This window comes from Mycobacterium sp. NGS39 (assembly GCF_059812765.1).
The window spans coordinates 58,352-74,682 of the sequence record NZ_JCALDH010000011.1 but is presented as its reverse complement, the minus strand read 5'-3'; the positions used below and the strand labels follow the sequence as shown (position 1 = coordinate 74,682).

Below are 16,331 nucleotides of genomic sequence, written 5' to 3'. Positions count from 1 at the left end.
CGCGACAACCCGAAAATTCCGCGGCCGGTGCACGTGGGGCACGATAGGGGCACGATAGAGGTTATCCGTGCACCGCCTGACGAGGAGTAGTGCGTTGACCACCGAGTTCGCGCGCCGTGACCTAGCCCAAAACTCAAGCGGCTCAAGCGATTCCGACCGAGTACGGGTGATCCGGGAAGGCGTCGCGGCATACCTGCCCGACATCGACCCGGAAGAAACCGGTGAATGGCTGGAGTCATTCGACGACGTCTTGACCCGCTCCGGTCCCGCGCGTGCCAGGTACCTGTTGCTGCGCCTGCTGGAACGCGCCGGCGAACAACGCGTCGCGATCCCGGCCCTGACGTCCACCGACTACGTCAACACCATCCCCACCGAACTCGAGCCGTGGTTCCCCGGCGACGAGGAGGTGGAACGGCGCTACCGGCGCTGGATCCGGTGGAACGCGGCGATCATGGTGCACCGCGCACAACGACCGGGAGTCGGCGTCGGCGGCCACATTTCCACGTATGCGTCGTCGGCGGCCCTCTACGAAGTCGGCTTCAACCACTTCTTCCGCGGCAAGAGCCATCCCGGCGGCGGCGACCAGGTGTTCATTCAAGGCCACGCCTCCCCCGGCATCTACGCGCGAGCATTCTTGGAGGGCCGGCTCACGGCCGATCAGCTCGACGGATTCCGCCAGGAACACAGCCATCCCGGCGGCGGGCTGCCGTCTTACCCGCATCCCCGGTTGATGCCGGACTTCTGGGAATTCCCGACGGTCTCGATGGGCCTGGGCCCGCTCAACGCGATCTTCCAGGCCCGGTTCAACCACTACCTGCACGACCGCGGAATCAAGGACACCTCCGACCAGCATGTGTGGGCGTTCCTCGGCGACGGCGAAATGGACGAGCCGGAGAGCCGCGGCGCCGCGCATGTGGCCGCACTCGAGGCGCTGGATAACCTCACGTTCGTCGTCAACTGCAACCTGCAGCGCCTCGACGGCCCGGTGCGCGGCAACGGCAAGATCATCCAGGAGCTCGAGTCGTTCTTCCGCGGCGCGGGCTGGAACGTGATCAAGGTGGTCTGGGGCCGGGAATGGGACGCGCTGCTGCACGCCGACCGCGACGGCGCGCTGGTGAACCTGATGAACAGCACGCCCGACGGTGACTACCAAACGTACAAGGCCAACGACGGGGCCTACGTCCGTGAGCATTTCTTCGGCCGCGACCCGCGCACCAAGGCGCTGGTGCAGAACATGTCCGACGACGAGATCTGGAGCCTCAAGCGCGGCGGCCACGACTACCGCAAGGTGTATGCCGCCTACCGCGCGGCAGTGGAACACAAGGGCCAGCCCACCGTGATCCTCGCGAAGACCATCAAGGGCTACTCGCTGGGCAAGCATTTCCAGGGCCGCAACGCCACGCACCAAATGAAAAAGCTGGCGCTGGAAGACCTCAAGTACTTCCGCGATGCACAACGAATTCCGGTCTCGGACAAGGAACTCGAGGAAAATCCGTATCTTCCTCCCTACTACCACCCAGGACCCGACGCGCCGGAGATCCGCTACCTGCTGGATCGTCGACGTGCATTGGGCGGCTTCGTGCCCGAACGGCGCACCAAGTCGAAGGCTCTGACGCTCCCTCCGCGCGACACGTACAAGTCGGTCAAGAAGGGTTCGGGCCACCAAGAAGTCGCCACCACCATGGCGACGGTCCGCGTGTTCAAAGAACTGTTGCGCGATAAGGAGATTGGTTGGCGGATCGTCCCCATCATTCCCGACGAAGCACGGACCTTCGGCATGGATTCGTGGTTCCCGTCGCTCAAGATCTACAACCGCAACGGCCAGCTCTACACCTCCGTCGACGCCGAACTGATGTTGGCGTACAAGGAAAGTGAGGCCGGCCAGATCCTGCACGAGGGCATCAACGAGGCCGGTTCGTCGGCGTCGTTCATCGCCGCGGGAACCTCGTACGCGACACACAACGAGCCGATGATCCCGATCTACATCTTCTATTCGATGTTCGGCTTCCAGCGCACTGGTGACAACTTCTGGGCAGCCGGCGACCAGATGACCCGCGGCTTCGCGCTGGGCGCCACGGCGGGCCGCACCACGCTGGTGGGTGAAGGGTTGCAACACAACGACGGTCACTCGCTGCTGCTGGCGGCCACCAATCCCGCTGTGGTGTCCTACGATCCGGCATTCGCCTTCGAGATCGCCCACATCATCGAAAGCGGGCTCGCCCGGATGTACGGCGAAAACCCGGAGAACGTCTTCTTCTACATCACTATCTACAACGAGCCTTACGTACAGCCGCCCGAGCCTGAGGACCTGGACGTCGAGGGCTTGCTTCGGGGGATCTACCGCTACCGACCCGCGCCGGAGCATAAGTATCCCGCGCAGATCCTGGCCTCGGGCGTCGCGATGCCCGAGGCGCTGCGGGCAGCCAAACTGCTCGCCGACGAGTGGGACGTCGCCGCCGACGTGTGGTCGGTGACCAGCTGGGGGGAACTCAACCGTGAAGGCGTCGAGATAGAAAAGGAGAGGCTGCGCCACCCGGACCAGTCACCGCGCGTGCCCTACGTAACCCAGGCACTGGCCGACGCCCGCGGGCCCGTCGTCGCGGTGTCCGACTGGATGCGAGCCGTCAGCGAACAGATCCGGCCGTGGGTGCCGGGCACTTACATCACGTTGGGCACCGACGGCTTCGGGTTCTCCGACACTCGCCCGGCCGCTCGGCGTTTCTTCAACACCGACGCCGAGTCGATTGCGGTGGGCGTGCTCGCGGGTCTGGCACGTGACGGCGAGATCGACGCGTCCGTCGCCGCCGAGGCTGCTCGCCGGTACCGCATCGACGACGTGCTCGCGGCACCGGAACAGACGTCCGACCCGGGTGTGGCTTGATCCGTCGCAGCGAGTTCAACGCTGCGGCGCTGTAAAAAATCCGAGCGGAGCTTCGGCCCCATTGGAAGTTCTCTCCAGCAGAGAAGCGTAACTTTTAGGGATGCCCGACAATGATCGGCCGGCACCGCCGAAGTCGACGCTCGAGCTGCTCGACAACGTCCCGGAATCGCTGCTCCGCAAGCTCAAGCAGTACTCCGGGCGGTTCGCCACCGAGGCGGTCGCAGCCATGCAGGAGCGGCTGCCGTTCTTCGCCGAACTCGAGGCCTCACAACGGGCCAGCGTGCACCTGGTGGTGCAGACCGCGGTCGTGAACTTCGTCGAGTGGATGAGTAACCCCAAGAGCAACGTCAGCTACACCGTACAGGCGTTCGAGGTGGTGCCGCAGGACCTGACCAGGCGGATCGCCTTGCGGCAAACCGTCGACATGGTCCGGGTCACCATGGAGTTCTTCGAAGAAGTGGTGCCGATGCTGGCCCGCTCCGAGGAGCAGGCGACCGCGCTGACGACCGGAATTCTGCGGTACAGCCGCGACCTGGCCTTCACCGCGGCATCCGCGTACGCCGACGCAGCCGAGGCCCGCGGCGCCTGGGACAGCCGGATGGAGGCCAACCTCGTCGACGCCGTCGTGCGCGGCGACACCGGCCCCGAGCTGCAATCCCGGGCGGCGGCATTGAACTGGGACACCACGGCGCCGGCCACGGTCGTGGTCGGTCTGCCGAGAGCCGACCGCATCGACCTTGCCAGTGACGACGTTCGCGAGATCGCCTCACGCCATGGCCGCGCCGCGCTGTCGGATGTGCATGGCACCTGGCTGATCGCGATCATCTCGGGACCGCTGAGCGCGACGGACAAATTTCTGCGCGAGCTCGTCGACGTCTTCGCCGACGGACCGGTGGTGATCGGACCGACGGCACCGACCTTCACCGCCGCACACACCAGCGCCACCGAGGCGATCGCCGGCATGAACGCCGTGGCCGGCTGGAGCGGTGCGCCTCGGCCGGTGCTGGCCCGCGAGCTGCTGCCGGAGCGGGCGCTGCTGGGCGACGCGTCCGCAATCGCCGTGCTCGACGCGGAGGTGATGCGGCCGCTGGCCGACGCCGGCCCCGCCCTGACGGAGACGTTGGACGCGTACCTGGACTCCGGCGGCGCCATCGAGGCCTGCGCGCGGAAACTGTTCGTTCATCCGAACACGGTGCGATATCGGCTCAAGCGCATCACCGACTTCACCGGGCGTGACCCCACCACCCCGCGCGACGCCTACGTGCTGCGGGTCGCCGCGACCGTCGGCCGGCTGGCGTCGCAGGCCACGAACCGCGGCACGGTGTATCACCCCGCTGTGGCGCATGTCACGCCGGCTCGCGGGGTGCATCGGGCCGGTTAAGGGTTGCGTTTTGATTGCAATGGAGTCGCATCACATGCGGATTTGTGGAGGCTCCACAAAAACCTAAGACGAGGTTCATAATCTCTTACACCGCGTAAAACCACTTTCACAGTGTTCTCTTAATCCGTGCCTCAAAATCCGTCGGCTCACCGAACGATCGCGCTGCTGTGTCCGGGCCAGGGTTCGCAAACCCCCGGGATGCTCTCGTCGTGGCTGGAGCTGCCCGGCGCCGCGGAGACCCTGGCGTCATGGTCTGATATCAGCGGCCTGGACCTGGTCCGCCTTGGCACCATCGCGTCGGCCGAAGAGATCACCGACACCGCGGTCACCCAGCCGCTCGTCGTCGCGGCGACGCTGCTGGCCCATCGCGAACTGACCCAGCGCGGCCTGCTGGCCGACGACGAGGTGATCCTGGCCGGGCACTCTGTGGGCGAGATCGCCGCCTATGCGATCGGCGGCATCATCTCCGCCGACGACGCCGTCGCGCTGGCCGCGACCCGCGGCCGCGAGATGGCCAAGGCGTGCGCGGTGGAGCCGACCGGAATGTCGGCGGTCCTTGGCGGAGCCGAGGCTGACGTGCTGGCCCGGCTTGAGGACCTCGAACTGGTCCCGGCCAACCGCAACGCCGCGGGGCAGATCGTCGCCGCGGGCCGCCTCGACGCGCTGGCCAAGCTGGCCGAGAACCCGCCGGAGAAGGCCCGGGTCCGTGCGCTGGCCACGGCCGGCGCCTTCCACACGCACTTCATGGCACCGGCTCAGCAGGCATATGCCGCGGCCGCCGCAACCGTGCAAACCGCCGAGCCCACCGCCGTCGTGCTCTCCAACGCCGACGGTCAGCCGGTAGCCTCGGCACAGGACGCGATGACCAAGTTGGTCGCGCAGTTGACTCGGCCCGTGCGCTGGGACCTTTGCACCGAAACGCTGCGTCAGCGCAACATCACCGCGATCGTGGAGTTCCCGCCCGCCGGGGCGCTCACGGGTATCGCAAAACGCGAACTTCGGGGGATCGGCACGCATGCCGTCAAATCACCCGCAGACCTGGACGGGTTAGCGGCGTTATAAGCCGGCTCCTCGCCAGTACAACCGCATAACGGACGTATCACCTCTACCAGTTGCACCATCGATAGAAGGAGCCATAGTGCCTGCTACTCAGGAAGAAATCATCGCCGGTCTCGCCGAGATCATCGAAGAGGTCACCGGCATCGAGCCGTCGGAAGTCACCCCGGAGAAGTCGTTCGTCGACGACCTGGACATCGACTCGCTGTCAATGGTGGAGATCGCCGTGCAGACCGAGGACAAGTACGGCGTGAAGATCCCCGACGAGGACCTCGCCGGCCTGCGCACCGTCGGTGACGTGGTCACCTACATCCAGAAGCTCGAGGAAGAGAACCCCGAGGCTGCCGAGGCGATCCGCGCGAAGATCGAAGCGGAGCGCGCATGACAAAACCTTCCACTGCTAACGGCGGTTACCCCAGCGTTGTGGTAACCGCCGTCGAGGCGACCACATCGATCGCGGCCGACGTCGAAAGCACGTGGAAGAGTTTGTTGGCCGGTGAGAGCGGCATCCACGTGCTCGAGGACGAGTTCGTCACCAAGTGGGATCTGCCCGTCCGCATCGGCGGCCACCTCAAGGACCCGGTTGACGACCACATGGGCCGGCTTGACCTGCGGCGTATGTCCTACGTCCAGCGGATGGCCAAGCTGCTCGGCGGCAGGATTTGGGAGACCGCAGGCACCCCGGAAGTCGACCCGGATCGGTTCGCGGTCGTCATCGGCACCGGTCTCGGCGGCGGCGAGAAGATCGTCGAGACCTATGACCTGATGAACGAGGGCGGTCCCCGCAAGGTCTCGCCGCTGGCTGTCCAGATGATCATGCCGAACGGCGCGGCCGCGGTGGTCGGGTTGCAGCTCGGCGCCCGCGCGGGCGTCATAACCCCGGTGTCGGCGTGCTCGTCGGGCTCTGAGGCCATCGCACATGCGTGGCGGCAGATCGTGATGGGCGACGCGGACATCGCCGTCTGCGGCGGTGTCGAGGGCGGCATCGAGGCGCTGCCGATCGCGGCGTTCTCGATGATGCGCGCGATGTCGACCCGCAACGACGACCCGGAAGGCGCGTCGCGGCCGTTCGACAAGAACCGCGATGGGTTCGTGTTCGGTGAGGCCGGTGCACTGATGGTCATCGAGACCGAGGAGCACGCGAAGGCCCGTGGCGCCAAGCCGCTGGCCCGGCTGATGGGTGCCGGCATCACGTCGGACGCCTACCACATGGTGGCGCCCGCGCCGGACGGCGAACGCGCCGGCAAGGCGATGAAGCGGGCGATGGAGCTTGCGGGCTTGTCCCCCAAGGACATCGACCACATCAACGCTCACGCCACAGCCACCTCGATCGGTGACGTCGCCGAGGCCAACGCGATTCGGGTTGCGGGATGCCAGCACGCGCCGGTGTACGCGCCGAAGTCGGCACTCGGCCACTCCATCGGCGCGGTCGGGGCGCTGGAGTCCGTGCTGACGGTCCTGACGCTGCGTGACGGAGTCATCCCGCCGACGCTGAATTACGAAACCCCCGATCCCGAGATCGACCTGGATGTCGTTGCGGGTGAACCCCGTTACGGCGACTACCAGTACGCCATCAACAACTCGTTCGGGTTCGGTGGCCACAACGTCGCGCTCGCGTTCGGGAAGTACTGACAGCGGCGGAAGGATTCTCGGAGAAGCGATGGCACTGCTGTCTACGGGCGACGGGTTGCCCAACGTGGTCGTCACCGGTATCGCGATGACGACCGCGTTGGCGACCGACGCCGAGGACACCTGGAAGAAGTTGCTGGACGGGCAAAGCGGTATTCGCAAGCTCGAGGATCCGTTCGTCGAGGAGTACGACCTGCCGGTGCGCATCGGCGGGCATCTTCTGGAGGATTTCGACCAAGAACTGACGAAGGTCGAACTGCGTCGGCTCTCGTATCTACAGAAGATGTCCACGGTGCTGAGCCGGCGGGTGTGGGACAACGCCGGATCGCCCGAAGTGGACCCGCGGCGGCTGATGGTGTCGATCGGCACCGGGATGGGCTCCACCGAGGAGCTGGTCTTCGGCTACGACGACATGCGCGCGAAGGGAATGCGAGCGGTCTCGCCGCTAGCCGTGCAGAAATACATGCCCAACGCCGCGGCCGCTGCGGTGGGGCTGGAGCGCAAGGCCCGCGCCGGGGTCATCACCCCGGTGTCGGCCTGCGCCTCCGGGTCTGAGGGCATTGCTCATGCGTGGCGCAACATCGTGCTCGGCGAAGCCGACGTCGCAATCTGCGGCGGGGTCGAGACGAGAATCGAGGCGGTGCCAATCGCTGGCTTCGCCCAGATGCGAATCGTGTTGTCCACCACCAACGATGACCCCGCCGGGGCGTGCCGACCCTTCGACAAGGACCGTAACGGGTTCGTCTTCGGCGAGGCCGGTGCGCTGATCGTCATCGAGACCGAGGAGCACGCGAAAGCCCGCGGCGCCACCATCCTCGGGCGGATCATGGGTGCGGCGATCACCTCGGACGGCTACCACATCGTGGCGCCGGACCCGAACGGTGAGCAGGCGGGATATGCGATGACACGGGCGATCCAGCTCGCGGGTCTGCAGCCCACCGACATCGACCACGTCAACGCCCACGCCACCGGCACGTCCGTCGGCGACCTTGCGGAGTCCAAGGCCATCCGCAATGCGCTGGGCAGCCACGACGCCGCGGTATACGCACCGAAGTCAGCGCTCGGCCATTCGGTGGGTGCGGTCGGTGCGGTCGAGTCGATCCTGACCGTGCTCGCGTTGCGCGACGGCGTGATCCCGCCAACGCTGAACCTGAAGAACCAGGATCCCGAAATCGACCTGGACGTGGTCCACGGTGAGCCTCGGGTCGGCGATTTCAAGTACGCGATCAACAACTCTTTCGGATTCGGCGGGCACAACGTGGCTCTCGCCTTCGGGAAGTACTGACGGTTTTTTCAAACCAGCTAGGAGACACCGATGACGACCATGGCCCCTAAGGCTGTCGGCGAATCGCTCGATCCGCGGGACCCGCTGCTGCGGCTCTCCACGTTCTTCGACGACCAGAGCCTCGAGCTGCTGCACGAGCGGGATCGCTCCGGCGTGCTCGCCGCGGCCGGCACCGTCAACGGTGTCCGCACCATTGCGTTCTGCACCGACGGCACCGTGATGGGCGGCGCGATGGGCGTCGAAGGCTGCCGCCACATCGTCGACGCCTACGACCTCGCGATCGAGGAGCAGAGCCCGATCGTCGGCATCTGGCACTCCGGCGGCGCGCGGCTGGCAGAAGGTGTAAAAGCTTTGCACGCCGTCGGTTTGGTGTTCGAGGCGATGATCCGGGCGTCGGGTTACATCCCGCAGATCTCGGTGGTCGTAGGCTTCGCAGCCGGCGGCGCCGCGTACGGCCCTGCGCTGACCGACGTGATCGTGATGGCGCCGGAGAGCCGGGTGTTCGTCACCGGGCCCGACGTGGTGCGCAGCGTCACTGGTGAGGACGTCGACATGGCGTCGCTGGGCGGTCCCGACACGCACCACAAGAAGTCCGGTGTGTGCCACATCGTGGCCGACGACGAGCTCGATGCGTACGAGCGTGGGCGCCGGCTGGTCGGATTGTTCTGCCAGCAGGGGCATTTCGACCGCTCCAAAGCCGAGGCCGGCGACACCGACCTGCACGCGCTGCTGCCCGATTCGCCGCGACGCGCCTACGACGTGCACCCGATCGTGCTGGCCCTGCTCGACGACGACGCACCCTTCGAGGAGTTCCAGGCCAAGTGGGCGCCGTCGATGGTGATCGGCTTGGGCCGGCTGTCGGGCCGGACCGTCGGTGTGCTGGCCAACAATCCGTTGCGTCTCGGCGGCTGCCTGAACTCCGAAAGCGCCGAGAAGGCAGCACGTTTCGTGCGGCTGTGCGATGCGTTCGGTATCCCACTGATCTGCATCGTCGACGTGCCGGGTTATCTGCCGGGTGTCGACCAGGAGTGGGGCGGTGTGGTGCGCCGCGGCGCAAAGCTGTTGCACGCGTTCGGTGAATGCACGGTTCCGCGGGTCACGCTGGTGACCCGGAAGATCTACGGCGGGGCCTACATTGCGATGAATTCGCGCTCGCTGGGCGCCACCAAGGTGTTCGCGTGGCCCGACTCCGAAGTCGCGGTCATGGGCGCAAAGGCTGCCGTCGGCATTCTGCACAAGAAGAGGCTGGCCGCCGCACCCGAGCACGAACGCGAGGCGCTGCATGAGCAGCTGGCCGCCGAGCACGAAAAGATTGCGGGCGGAGTGGATTCCGCGATCGAGATCGGCGTGGTGGATGCGAAGATCGACCCGGCGCACACGCGCAGCGCGCTGACGCAGGCCTTGGCTGAAGACCCGCCGCGGCGAGGCCGCCACAAGAACATCCCGCTGTAGGTCGTCGCGGAGTCAGTCGGCTTCGGCCAGGAATTCGCGCACCACGTCCATCACGCGGTCGCGGTCGGACTGCACCAGCCCGATTCGCGTGCGCCGGTCGAGGATGTCGTCGACGGTCATCGCCCCCTCGTGGGTGACCGCGTACTCGAATTCGGCTCGTGTGACGTCGATTCCATCGGCGATAGGATCTTGCGGCCGCTCGCACGTGGCCGCTGCGATGACGTCCGGTGCTTCCGCGCCGAAGCGCGCAACAAGTGACGCCGGCACACCGGCAGTCACCGCACCGACTGCGCCGACGAGCGGCAGATTGCGCGTCCGGCACGGCCCGGCGGCCAACCCACGCGCTTGTACCGCACGGTCAAGAACGTCTTCGGCCATGTGCCGGTACTCCGTGAGCTTGCCGCCGATGATGCTGAACGCTCCTGAATCGGACTCGATGATCGCGTGGTCGCGGGAGATGTCGGCGGTGCGGCCTTGTCCGGCGTCGACCAGCGGCCGCAGTCCGGCGTACGCACCGATCACGTCGTCACGGTTCAGACCGACTCGCAGCGCGGTGTTGACGGTGTCGAGCAGGAAAGCGATTTCATCGGAACTGGGCTGTGGCACGTCGGGAATCGGCCCCGGCGCGTCCTCGTCGGTCAGCCCGAGATAGACGCGGCCCAGCTGCTCGGGCATCGCGAACACGAAGCGGTTGATCTCGCCGGGTATCGGGATCGTCAGTGCCGCAACGGGATTGCCGAAGGCCGCGGCGTCGAATACCAAATGGGTTCCGCGGCTGGGCCGCAACTTGATCGACATGTCGACGTCGCCGGCCCACACGCCGGTCGCGTTGATCACCGCGCGTGCGGTCACGACGAACGACTCCCCTGTCCGTTGGTCGGTGAGCCGCACGCAATCCCCGCTGACGTCTGACGCGGCGACGTAGGTGAGGATGCGCGCGCCGTGTTGTGCGGCGGTGCGGGCGACGGCCACCACCAGCCGCGCGTCGTCGACGAGTTGCCCGTCGTATGCCAGCAGTCCACCGTCGAGGCCGTCACGTCGTACCGCCGGCACCAGCTCCACGGCGCGGCGGGCGTCGACCCGACGGGACCGCGGCAGCATCGACGCCGGGGTACCCGCCAGCCGGCGCAACGCATCACCCGCGAGGAAACCGGTACGCACCAACGCGCGGTTGGCGCGGCTCATCGACGGCAGCAGTGGCACCAGCTGCGGCATCGCACGGACGAGATGAGGAGCGTTGCGCGTCATCAGAATTCCGCGCTCGGCGGCGCTGCGCCGGGCGATCCCGATGTTGCCGCTCGCCAGGTACCGAAGGCCGCCATGGACGAGCTTGCTACTCCACCGGCTGGTGCCGAACGCCAGGTCGTGCTTTTCAACGAGCACCGTGCGCAGACCGCGCGCGGCCGCGTCCAATGCCACGCCGGTTCCGGTGATGCCGCCACCGATCGCGACAACGTCGACGGGTGCGCCGTCGGCCAACGCAGCGAGATCGGCGCCACGGCGAGCCGCATTGAGTGCGGCGGGATGGGCCATCAGGACAGGTATCCGTTCAATGAGTGGGTCAATTCGCGCGCCAGCTCCCGCTCGTCGAGAATCGGCGCGACGATCTGCGCCGACTGGATCGTCGACTGGGTGATCAACAAGACCATCGCCGCGAGCTTTCGCGGATCGCCCGCACGGACGCTGCCGTCACGTTGTGCCGCTTCGATTTCCGCCGCGGCCGCGTCGATCAGCACCTGCTGACTGGTGCCAAGTCGTTCGGTGATGTAGACCATCGCCAATGCCGGGTCGCTGTGCAACACCGACATGATCAGCTCGTCGCGGCGCAATCGGTCGGCCACCGCGACGATCCGCCGCACCAGCGCTTCTCTGCCGTGCCCGTGCGAAGGCACGTCGCGCCACACTCCGACAACGCGCGAGGTCAGCAGTGCGGCGAGGATCTGCCGGGTGTCGCTCCAGCGCCGGTACACGGTCGGTCGGCTGACGCCGGCGCGGCGGGCGATCTCGGCCAGCGTGACGCGGTCGATGCCGTAGGCGCTGACGCAGCTGGCGGCGGCCTCGAGGATGCGCTCCCCGATGTCCTGGCCGTTACTGGTTGACAGCATCCGTAATACTGTAACGCATGCCGACGAATCCAGGCCTGCTGCCGCCGATGACGTGGAACGCCTGGGGTGACCCGGCCGCGGCCAAGCCGCTATCCGACGGCATCCGCTCTCTGCTCAAGCAGGCACTCGGGGTAGGTGACGCGCAGATCGCCGGCCCCGATATCGACGAGGTGCGGCTGCGGTCGTCTGCATTGACCCCCGCCGACCGCCACGCATTGACTGCGATCGTCGGACCGGAGTTCGTCCTCGTCGACAACCGTGCACGGCTGTTGCACGCGGGAGGGAAGTCGACACTGGATCTGTTGCGGCGCAAGCAGATCGAACAGGATGCTCCGGACGCGGTGGTGCTGCCGGGCGACGAGGACCAGATCGCCGCGATCCTGCGACACTGTTCGGAGCAGCGCATCGCCGTGGTCCCGTTCGGTGGCGGCACCAGTGTGGTCGGCGGGCTCGATCCGCTGCGGAACGGATTCGGTGCGGTGATCGCGTTCGATCTGCGTCGGCTCGACGCGCTGCACTCGCTCGACGAGGTGTCCGGTGAGGCGGTACTGGGCGCTGGGTTGACCGGACCCGACGCCGAGCGCCTGCTCGGTGAGCGCGGATTTTCGCTGGGCCATTTTCCGCAGAGCTTCGAGTTCGCAACGATCGGCGGCTTCGCAGCCACCCGCTCGTCGGGCCAGGACTCGGCCGGCTACGGCCGGTTCAACGACATGGTCCGCGGCGTCCGCGCAGTCACGCCCGCCGGGACGCTCGACCTCGGGCGCGCACCCGAGTCGGCGGCGGGACCGGATCTGCGGCATCTGCTGATCGGCTCGGAAGGCGTGTTCGGTGTGATCACCCGGGTACGGGTGCGGGTGCATCGGGCACCCGAGTGCACTCGCTTCGAAGGGTGGTCGTTCCCCGACTTCGCCAGCGGCGCAGAGGCTTTGCGCGCGGTCACGCAGATCGGCACCGGCCCTACCGTCATCCGGCTGTCGGACGAAGCCGAGACGGGCGTCAATCTCGCCACCACCGAGAGCATCGGCGAAGAGACGATCACCGGCGGCTGCCTCGCCATCACCGTCTTCGAGGGCACCGCCGCACATGCCGAGAGCCGCCACGCGGAAACCCGCGCGGTGCTGTTGGAGCATGGTGCGACGTCTTTGGGCGAAGCGCCCGCGCGGGCCTGGGAACACGGCCGATTCAGCGCACCGTACCTTCGTGACTCGCTGTTGGCGGCCGGCGCACTGTGCGAGACGCTCGAAACAGCCACCACATGGTCGAACATTGGAAACGTGAAAGATGCTGTGACACAGGCCCTTACGTCATCACTGGAAGCATCTGGGACGCCGGCCCTTGTGCTGTGTCACATCTCGCACGTCTACCCCACCGGGGCGTCGCTGTACTTCACGGTGGTGGCCGCTCAGCGCGGCGATCCGATCGAACAGTGGCGTACGGCGAAGGCAGCCGCGACCGACGCGATGGTGGCCGCCGGGGCGACGATCACGCACCATCACGCGGTCGGGGCTGACCATCGGCCGTGGATGCGCGACGAGATCGGCGACCTCGGCGTCGAGGTGTTGCGGGCCGTCAAAGCAACCCTTGATCCGGCCGGAATCCTCAACCCGGGCAAGCTGATTCCGCCGCCATGACGCAGCGCGAGATCAGCCGGGTCACGCTGCTGACCAATCCCGCGTCCGGACACGGTAATGCGCCGCACGCGGCCGAACGGGCGGTGGCGCACCTGCAGAAGCGCGGTGTCGACGTGGTCGGGATCGTGGGGCGGGATGCCGCACACGCCCGTCGGCTCATCGACGAAGCCTTGACGGCTGGGACCGACGCGCTGGTGATCGTCGGCGGCGACGGCGTGATCTCGCTGGCGCTGCAGGCTTTGGCACGCAGCGACATTCCGCTGGGCATCATCCCGGCCGGAACGGGCAACGACCACGCCCGCGAATACCGCCTTCCCACAAAGAATCCCGAAGCTGCCGCAGATGTGGTGGCCGACGGGTGGGTGGACACCGTCGACCTCGGGTTGATCCGTGGCCGCGACGGTACTGAGAAATGGTTCGGCACCGTGATGGCCGCCGGGTTCGATTCGCTGGTGAGCGACCGGACCAACCGAATGCGCTGGCCGCACGGCCGAATGCGCTACAACCTCGCGATGGTCGCGGAGCTTTCGAAGCTGCGGCTGTTGCCGTTTCGGCTCGTGCTCGACGGCGAGCGAGAGATCGTCGCGGACCTGACGCTCGCCGCGTTCGGCAACACGAAAAGCTACGGCGGCGGAATGCGGATGTGTCCCAACGCCGATCCCGCCGACGGCCTGCTGGACATCACAATGGTGCATACGGCGTCGCGCACAAAGCTTGTTCGGCTGTTCCCGACGGTCTTCAAGGGCACGCACATCCTCCTCGACGACGTGACCACCGATCGGGCCTCGACGGTCACCGTCGAGTGCCCGGGCATCAACGCCTACGCCGACGGCGACTTCGCGATGCCGCTTCCGGTAGAAGTGTCAGCGGTCAGCGACGCACTGAGAATCTGTGTGCCGCAACCCGAACGAACGTGAGCTGGTTGCGAAAAACAGTCGCGAGTTTCGCAGTGCGCTCACGCTCGGCGAACCGGCCTACCCCACGCCGCGATTGAGCCAACTCACTTCGGCGCCGTGGCCGCCGTCGCGGTAGGGCTCGAGCGCCTCGTCCCACGCGGTGCCCAGCACAGAGTCGAGCTCGGCCAGCAGTGTGTCGGCGCCGGCGGCCATGAGTGCCCGCAGCCGCATCTCGCCGACGATGATGTCGCCGTTGGCGCTCATCGCCCCGCTCCACATGCCCAGCTGCGGCGTGTGGCTGAACCGCTGACCGTCCACGCCGGGGCTGGGATCTTCGGTGACCTCGAACCGCAGCACCGGCCACGCGCGCAGCGCGTGCGCCAGCCGAGCGCCGGTGCCCACCGGCCCCACCCAATTCGTCACCGCGCGAAGCTGCCCCGGCATCGCCGGCTGAGGCGTCCACTTCAGGTTGGCGCGGGATTCCAGGGTCGACGACAACGCCCACTCGACATGCGGGCACACCGCCGCGGGTGAGGCGTGGATGTACACCACGCCCGTCGTCGCGTCGGCGAACTGGTTCGACGCACGCATGCTCAGCTCCTTCGGCTCCACGAGGGACGTCTTCCCCAACGACCTGGCGTAACCGATGAGCTTGAGTCGTGCGTGCCTATTGTGCCTTGTGTGACGCCTGTTGCGCTAGTGTGCCGCGCTAGCCGTTACCAAACTCCGCCAGCACCGCGTCGGACAGCTCCGGCCAGCGTGACCGCGCCCAGTCGTCGAAGCCACGGTCGGTGAGTACCACCAGCGCCAGGTCAGCCGCCGGATCGACCCATATGAACGTGCCGGTCTGACCGAAGTGGCCGTAGGTGCGCGGCGAGTTCGACGAGCCGGTCCAGTGTGGCGACTTGTCGTCCCTGATCTCGAAACCCAGGCCCCAGTCGTTGGGCCGCTGCACACCAAATCCGGGCAAGACGCCGTCGAGACCGGGAAACTGCACGGTGGTCGCCTGCTCGTGGGTCTCGGCGGCCACGAGCACCGGGCGAAGCAGGTCATCGGCGAACCGCGCCAAGTCGGCCACGGTCGAGGTGCAGCCGTAGCCGGCCGCCTCGGCGCCTCCGTCGAGCCGGCTGTGGTCCATGGCCAACGGCTCGAACACCGCGTCGTGCATGTAGCGGCCGAACTCGATTCCCGACTTGTCCTGCACCGCTTCGGCGAGCACCTGAAAGCCGTAGTTGGAATAGACCCGGCGCTGGCCCGGTTCGTTGATCCGCTCGTCAGAGCGCATCGACAACCCCGACGCGTGCGCCAGCAGATGACGGACCGTCGACCCGGGCGGTCCGGCGGCCGTGTCGAGGTCGAGCACGCCTTCCTCGACCGCGATGTGCACGGCGCGCGCCACCAACGGCTTGGTCACCGATGCCAGTGCGAATTCCCGGTTCTGATCACCGAATTCGGCCAGCACGCCGGACGGATCGACGACGGCCGCTGCGGCGTGGTCGACGGGCCAGTCGCCGATCGCGTCGAGAGCAGACATCGGTGGAAGCCTAACGGCACCGGCTACCGAACCGCCTGCACGTTGCGCGTGATCTGGTCGAGGTGGGTGTCCCAAGTGCCGCAGCACCCGCCCCAGATGTCGACGTGCTGATGCTGCCGGGCCACCTGACCCATGAGCTCACCGAGTGCCACCGGATCGCCGGCTTCGAGGTGGCCGAGGGTGCACAACGAGATCTTGTCCATCAGCGCGGCGTTCGGCCGCAGGCACCGCACGCGGGTGAACCAGTCACCTGGCTCGATCGCGGGCAGGAATTCGAGCGGATGAGAACAGTTGATGCCGTAGAAGGCGGGCCGGTCATCGCCGGTCTGCGCGTCGATCGTCTCGATCGCTTCCTTCAGGGTCGGGCCCGAGAGCAGCCGATGGATAGCAGAAGGGCCAGACTCGCACTGTCGATCGCACCCATCGTGCGTGCGGCGAACTCTTCTGTGGTTTCGACTGCGCTCACGGTGTGAAACCTACG

At 67.0% G+C, this 16,331-nt stretch carries 14 protein-coding genes; 9 read left to right on the top strand and 5 right to left on the bottom strand.

Annotated elements, in window-relative coordinates; translation table 11 throughout:
• Window positions 1-94 precede the first annotated feature (94 nt).
• From aceE to AC5Y39_RS16245, 7 genes are all read left to right on the top strand, one after another.
• A complete protein-coding gene (gene aceE / locus AC5Y39_RS16275; protein WP_500019617.1) occupies window positions 95-2,881 on the top strand; it encodes a pyruvate dehydrogenase (acetyl-transferring), homodimeric type in 2,787 nt (928 codons plus the stop codon).
• Window positions 2,882-2,981: 100 nt separating this feature from the next.
• The gene (locus tag AC5Y39_RS16270) at window positions 2,982-4,262 is read left to right on the top strand and encodes a PucR family transcriptional regulator (protein WP_500019615.1); all 1,281 of its coding nucleotides are present in this window, start codon (window positions 2,982-2,984) and stop codon (window positions 4,260-4,262) included.
• A gap of 156 nt (window positions 4,263-4,418) precedes the next feature.
• A complete protein-coding gene (locus AC5Y39_RS16265) occupies window positions 4,419-5,324 on the top strand; it encodes an ACP S-malonyltransferase (RefSeq protein ID WP_500019817.1) in 906 nt (301 codons plus the stop codon).
• A gap of 76 nt (window positions 5,325-5,400) precedes the next feature.
• A complete protein-coding gene (gene acpM, locus AC5Y39_RS16260; protein WP_499912082.1) occupies window positions 5,401-5,703 on the top strand; it encodes a meromycolate extension acyl carrier protein AcpM in 303 nt (100 codons plus the stop codon).
• Window positions 5,700-6,950: a 3-oxoacyl-ACP synthase KasA gene (gene kasA / locus AC5Y39_RS16255; RefSeq protein WP_500019613.1), complete on the top strand. Its 1,251-nt coding sequence runs from the start codon at window positions 5,700-5,702 to the stop codon at window positions 6,948-6,950. Before acpM ends, kasA begins: the two co-directional genes overlap by 4 nt.
• 28 nt (window positions 6,951-6,978) lie before the next feature.
• Complete coding sequence (kasB, locus tag AC5Y39_RS16250) at window positions 6,979-8,232, top strand: 3-oxoacyl-ACP synthase KasB (protein ID WP_500019611.1); 1,254 nt, start codon at window positions 6,979-6,981, stop codon at window positions 8,230-8,232.
• A gap of 30 nt (window positions 8,233-8,262) precedes the next feature.
• Window positions 8,263-9,684: an acyl-CoA carboxylase subunit beta gene (locus tag AC5Y39_RS16245; RefSeq protein ID WP_500019609.1), complete on the top strand. Its 1,422-nt coding sequence runs from the start codon at window positions 8,263-8,265 to the stop codon at window positions 9,682-9,684.
• A 12-nt stretch (window positions 9,685-9,696) separates the two neighbouring features.
• On the opposite strand, the gene AC5Y39_RS16240 is transcribed toward AC5Y39_RS16245, so the two are convergent.
• Both AC5Y39_RS16240 and AC5Y39_RS16235 read right to left on the bottom strand, forming a co-directional pair.
• A complete protein-coding gene (locus AC5Y39_RS16240) occupies window positions 9,697-11,217 on the bottom strand; it encodes a glycerol-3-phosphate dehydrogenase/oxidase (RefSeq protein ID WP_500019607.1) in 1,521 nt (506 codons plus the stop codon).
• Entirely contained in the window at window positions 11,217-11,789 is a 573-nt protein-coding gene (locus tag AC5Y39_RS16235) for a TetR/AcrR family transcriptional regulator (protein WP_500019604.1), read from the bottom strand. Before AC5Y39_RS16235 ends, AC5Y39_RS16240 begins: the two co-directional genes overlap by 1 nt.
• 47 nt (window positions 11,790-11,836) lie before the next feature.
• Here AC5Y39_RS16235 and AC5Y39_RS16230 point away from each other — a divergent pair, with 47 nt between their 5' ends.
• Both AC5Y39_RS16230 and AC5Y39_RS16225 read left to right on the top strand, forming a co-directional pair.
• On the top strand, window positions 11,837-13,420 hold the full coding sequence (locus AC5Y39_RS16230; protein ID WP_500019815.1) for an FAD-binding oxidoreductase: 1,584 nt from the start codon (window positions 11,837-11,839) through the stop codon (window positions 13,418-13,420).
• On the top strand, window positions 13,417-14,337 hold the full coding sequence (locus tag AC5Y39_RS16225; RefSeq protein ID WP_500019601.1) for a diacylglycerol kinase: 921 nt from the start codon (window positions 13,417-13,419) through the stop codon (window positions 14,335-14,337). The genes AC5Y39_RS16230 and AC5Y39_RS16225 overlap by 4 nt, the downstream gene beginning before the upstream one ends.
• Window positions 14,338-14,394: 57 nt before the next feature.
• Here AC5Y39_RS16225 and AC5Y39_RS16220 read toward each other — a convergent pair whose 3' ends face one another.
• The 3 genes from AC5Y39_RS16220 to AC5Y39_RS16210 form a co-directional block, all read right to left on the bottom strand.
• Complete coding sequence (locus tag AC5Y39_RS16220) at window positions 14,395-14,907, bottom strand: DUF3145 domain-containing protein (RefSeq protein WP_500019599.1); 513 nt, start codon at window positions 14,905-14,907, stop codon at window positions 14,395-14,397.
• A gap of 118 nt (window positions 14,908-15,025) precedes the next feature.
• Complete coding sequence (locus tag AC5Y39_RS16215; RefSeq protein ID WP_500019597.1) at window positions 15,026-15,850, bottom strand: serine hydrolase domain-containing protein; 825 nt, start codon at window positions 15,848-15,850, stop codon at window positions 15,026-15,028.
• Between the two features lie 23 nt (window positions 15,851-15,873).
• Complete coding sequence (locus AC5Y39_RS16210) at window positions 15,874-16,188, bottom strand: homocysteine S-methyltransferase family protein (RefSeq protein ID WP_500019813.1); 315 nt, start codon at window positions 16,186-16,188, stop codon at window positions 15,874-15,876.
• Window positions 16,189-16,331: the final 143 nt, after the last annotated feature.

What these genes read in the sequence shown, in the direction of transcription:
- AC5Y39_RS16270 (WP_500019615.1), top strand. Translation starts at nt 2,982, where the DNA reads ATGCCCGACAATGATCGGCCGGCACCGCCGAAGTCGACGCTCGAGCTG.
- kasA (WP_500019613.1), top strand. Translation starts at nt 5,700, where the DNA reads ATGACAAAACCTTCCACTGCTAACGGCGGTTACCCCAGCGTTGTGGTA.
- kasB (WP_500019611.1), top strand. Translation starts at nt 6,979, where the DNA reads ATGGCACTGCTGTCTACGGGCGACGGGTTGCCCAACGTGGTCGTCACC.
- AC5Y39_RS16245 (WP_500019609.1), top strand. Translation starts at nt 8,263, where the DNA reads ATGACGACCATGGCCCCTAAGGCTGTCGGCGAATCGCTCGATCCGCGG.
- AC5Y39_RS16240 (WP_500019607.1), bottom strand. Translation starts at nt 11,217, where the DNA reads ATGGCCCATCCCGCCGCACTCAATGCGGCTCGCCGTGGCGCCGATCTC.
- AC5Y39_RS16235 (WP_500019604.1), bottom strand. Translation starts at nt 11,789, where the DNA reads ATGCTGTCAACCAGTAACGGCCAGGACATCGGGGAGCGCATCCTCGAG.
- AC5Y39_RS16230 (WP_500019815.1), top strand. Translation starts at nt 11,837, where the DNA reads ATGACGTGGAACGCCTGGGGTGACCCGGCCGCGGCCAAGCCGCTATCC.
- AC5Y39_RS16225 (WP_500019601.1), top strand. Translation starts at nt 13,417, where the DNA reads ATGACGCAGCGCGAGATCAGCCGGGTCACGCTGCTGACCAATCCCGCG.
- AC5Y39_RS16220 (WP_500019599.1), bottom strand. Translation starts at nt 14,907, where the DNA reads ATGCGTGCGTCGAACCAGTTCGCCGACGCGACGACGGGCGTGGTGTAC.
- AC5Y39_RS16215 (WP_500019597.1), bottom strand. Translation starts at nt 15,850, where the DNA reads ATGTCTGCTCTCGACGCGATCGGCGACTGGCCCGTCGACCACGCCGCA.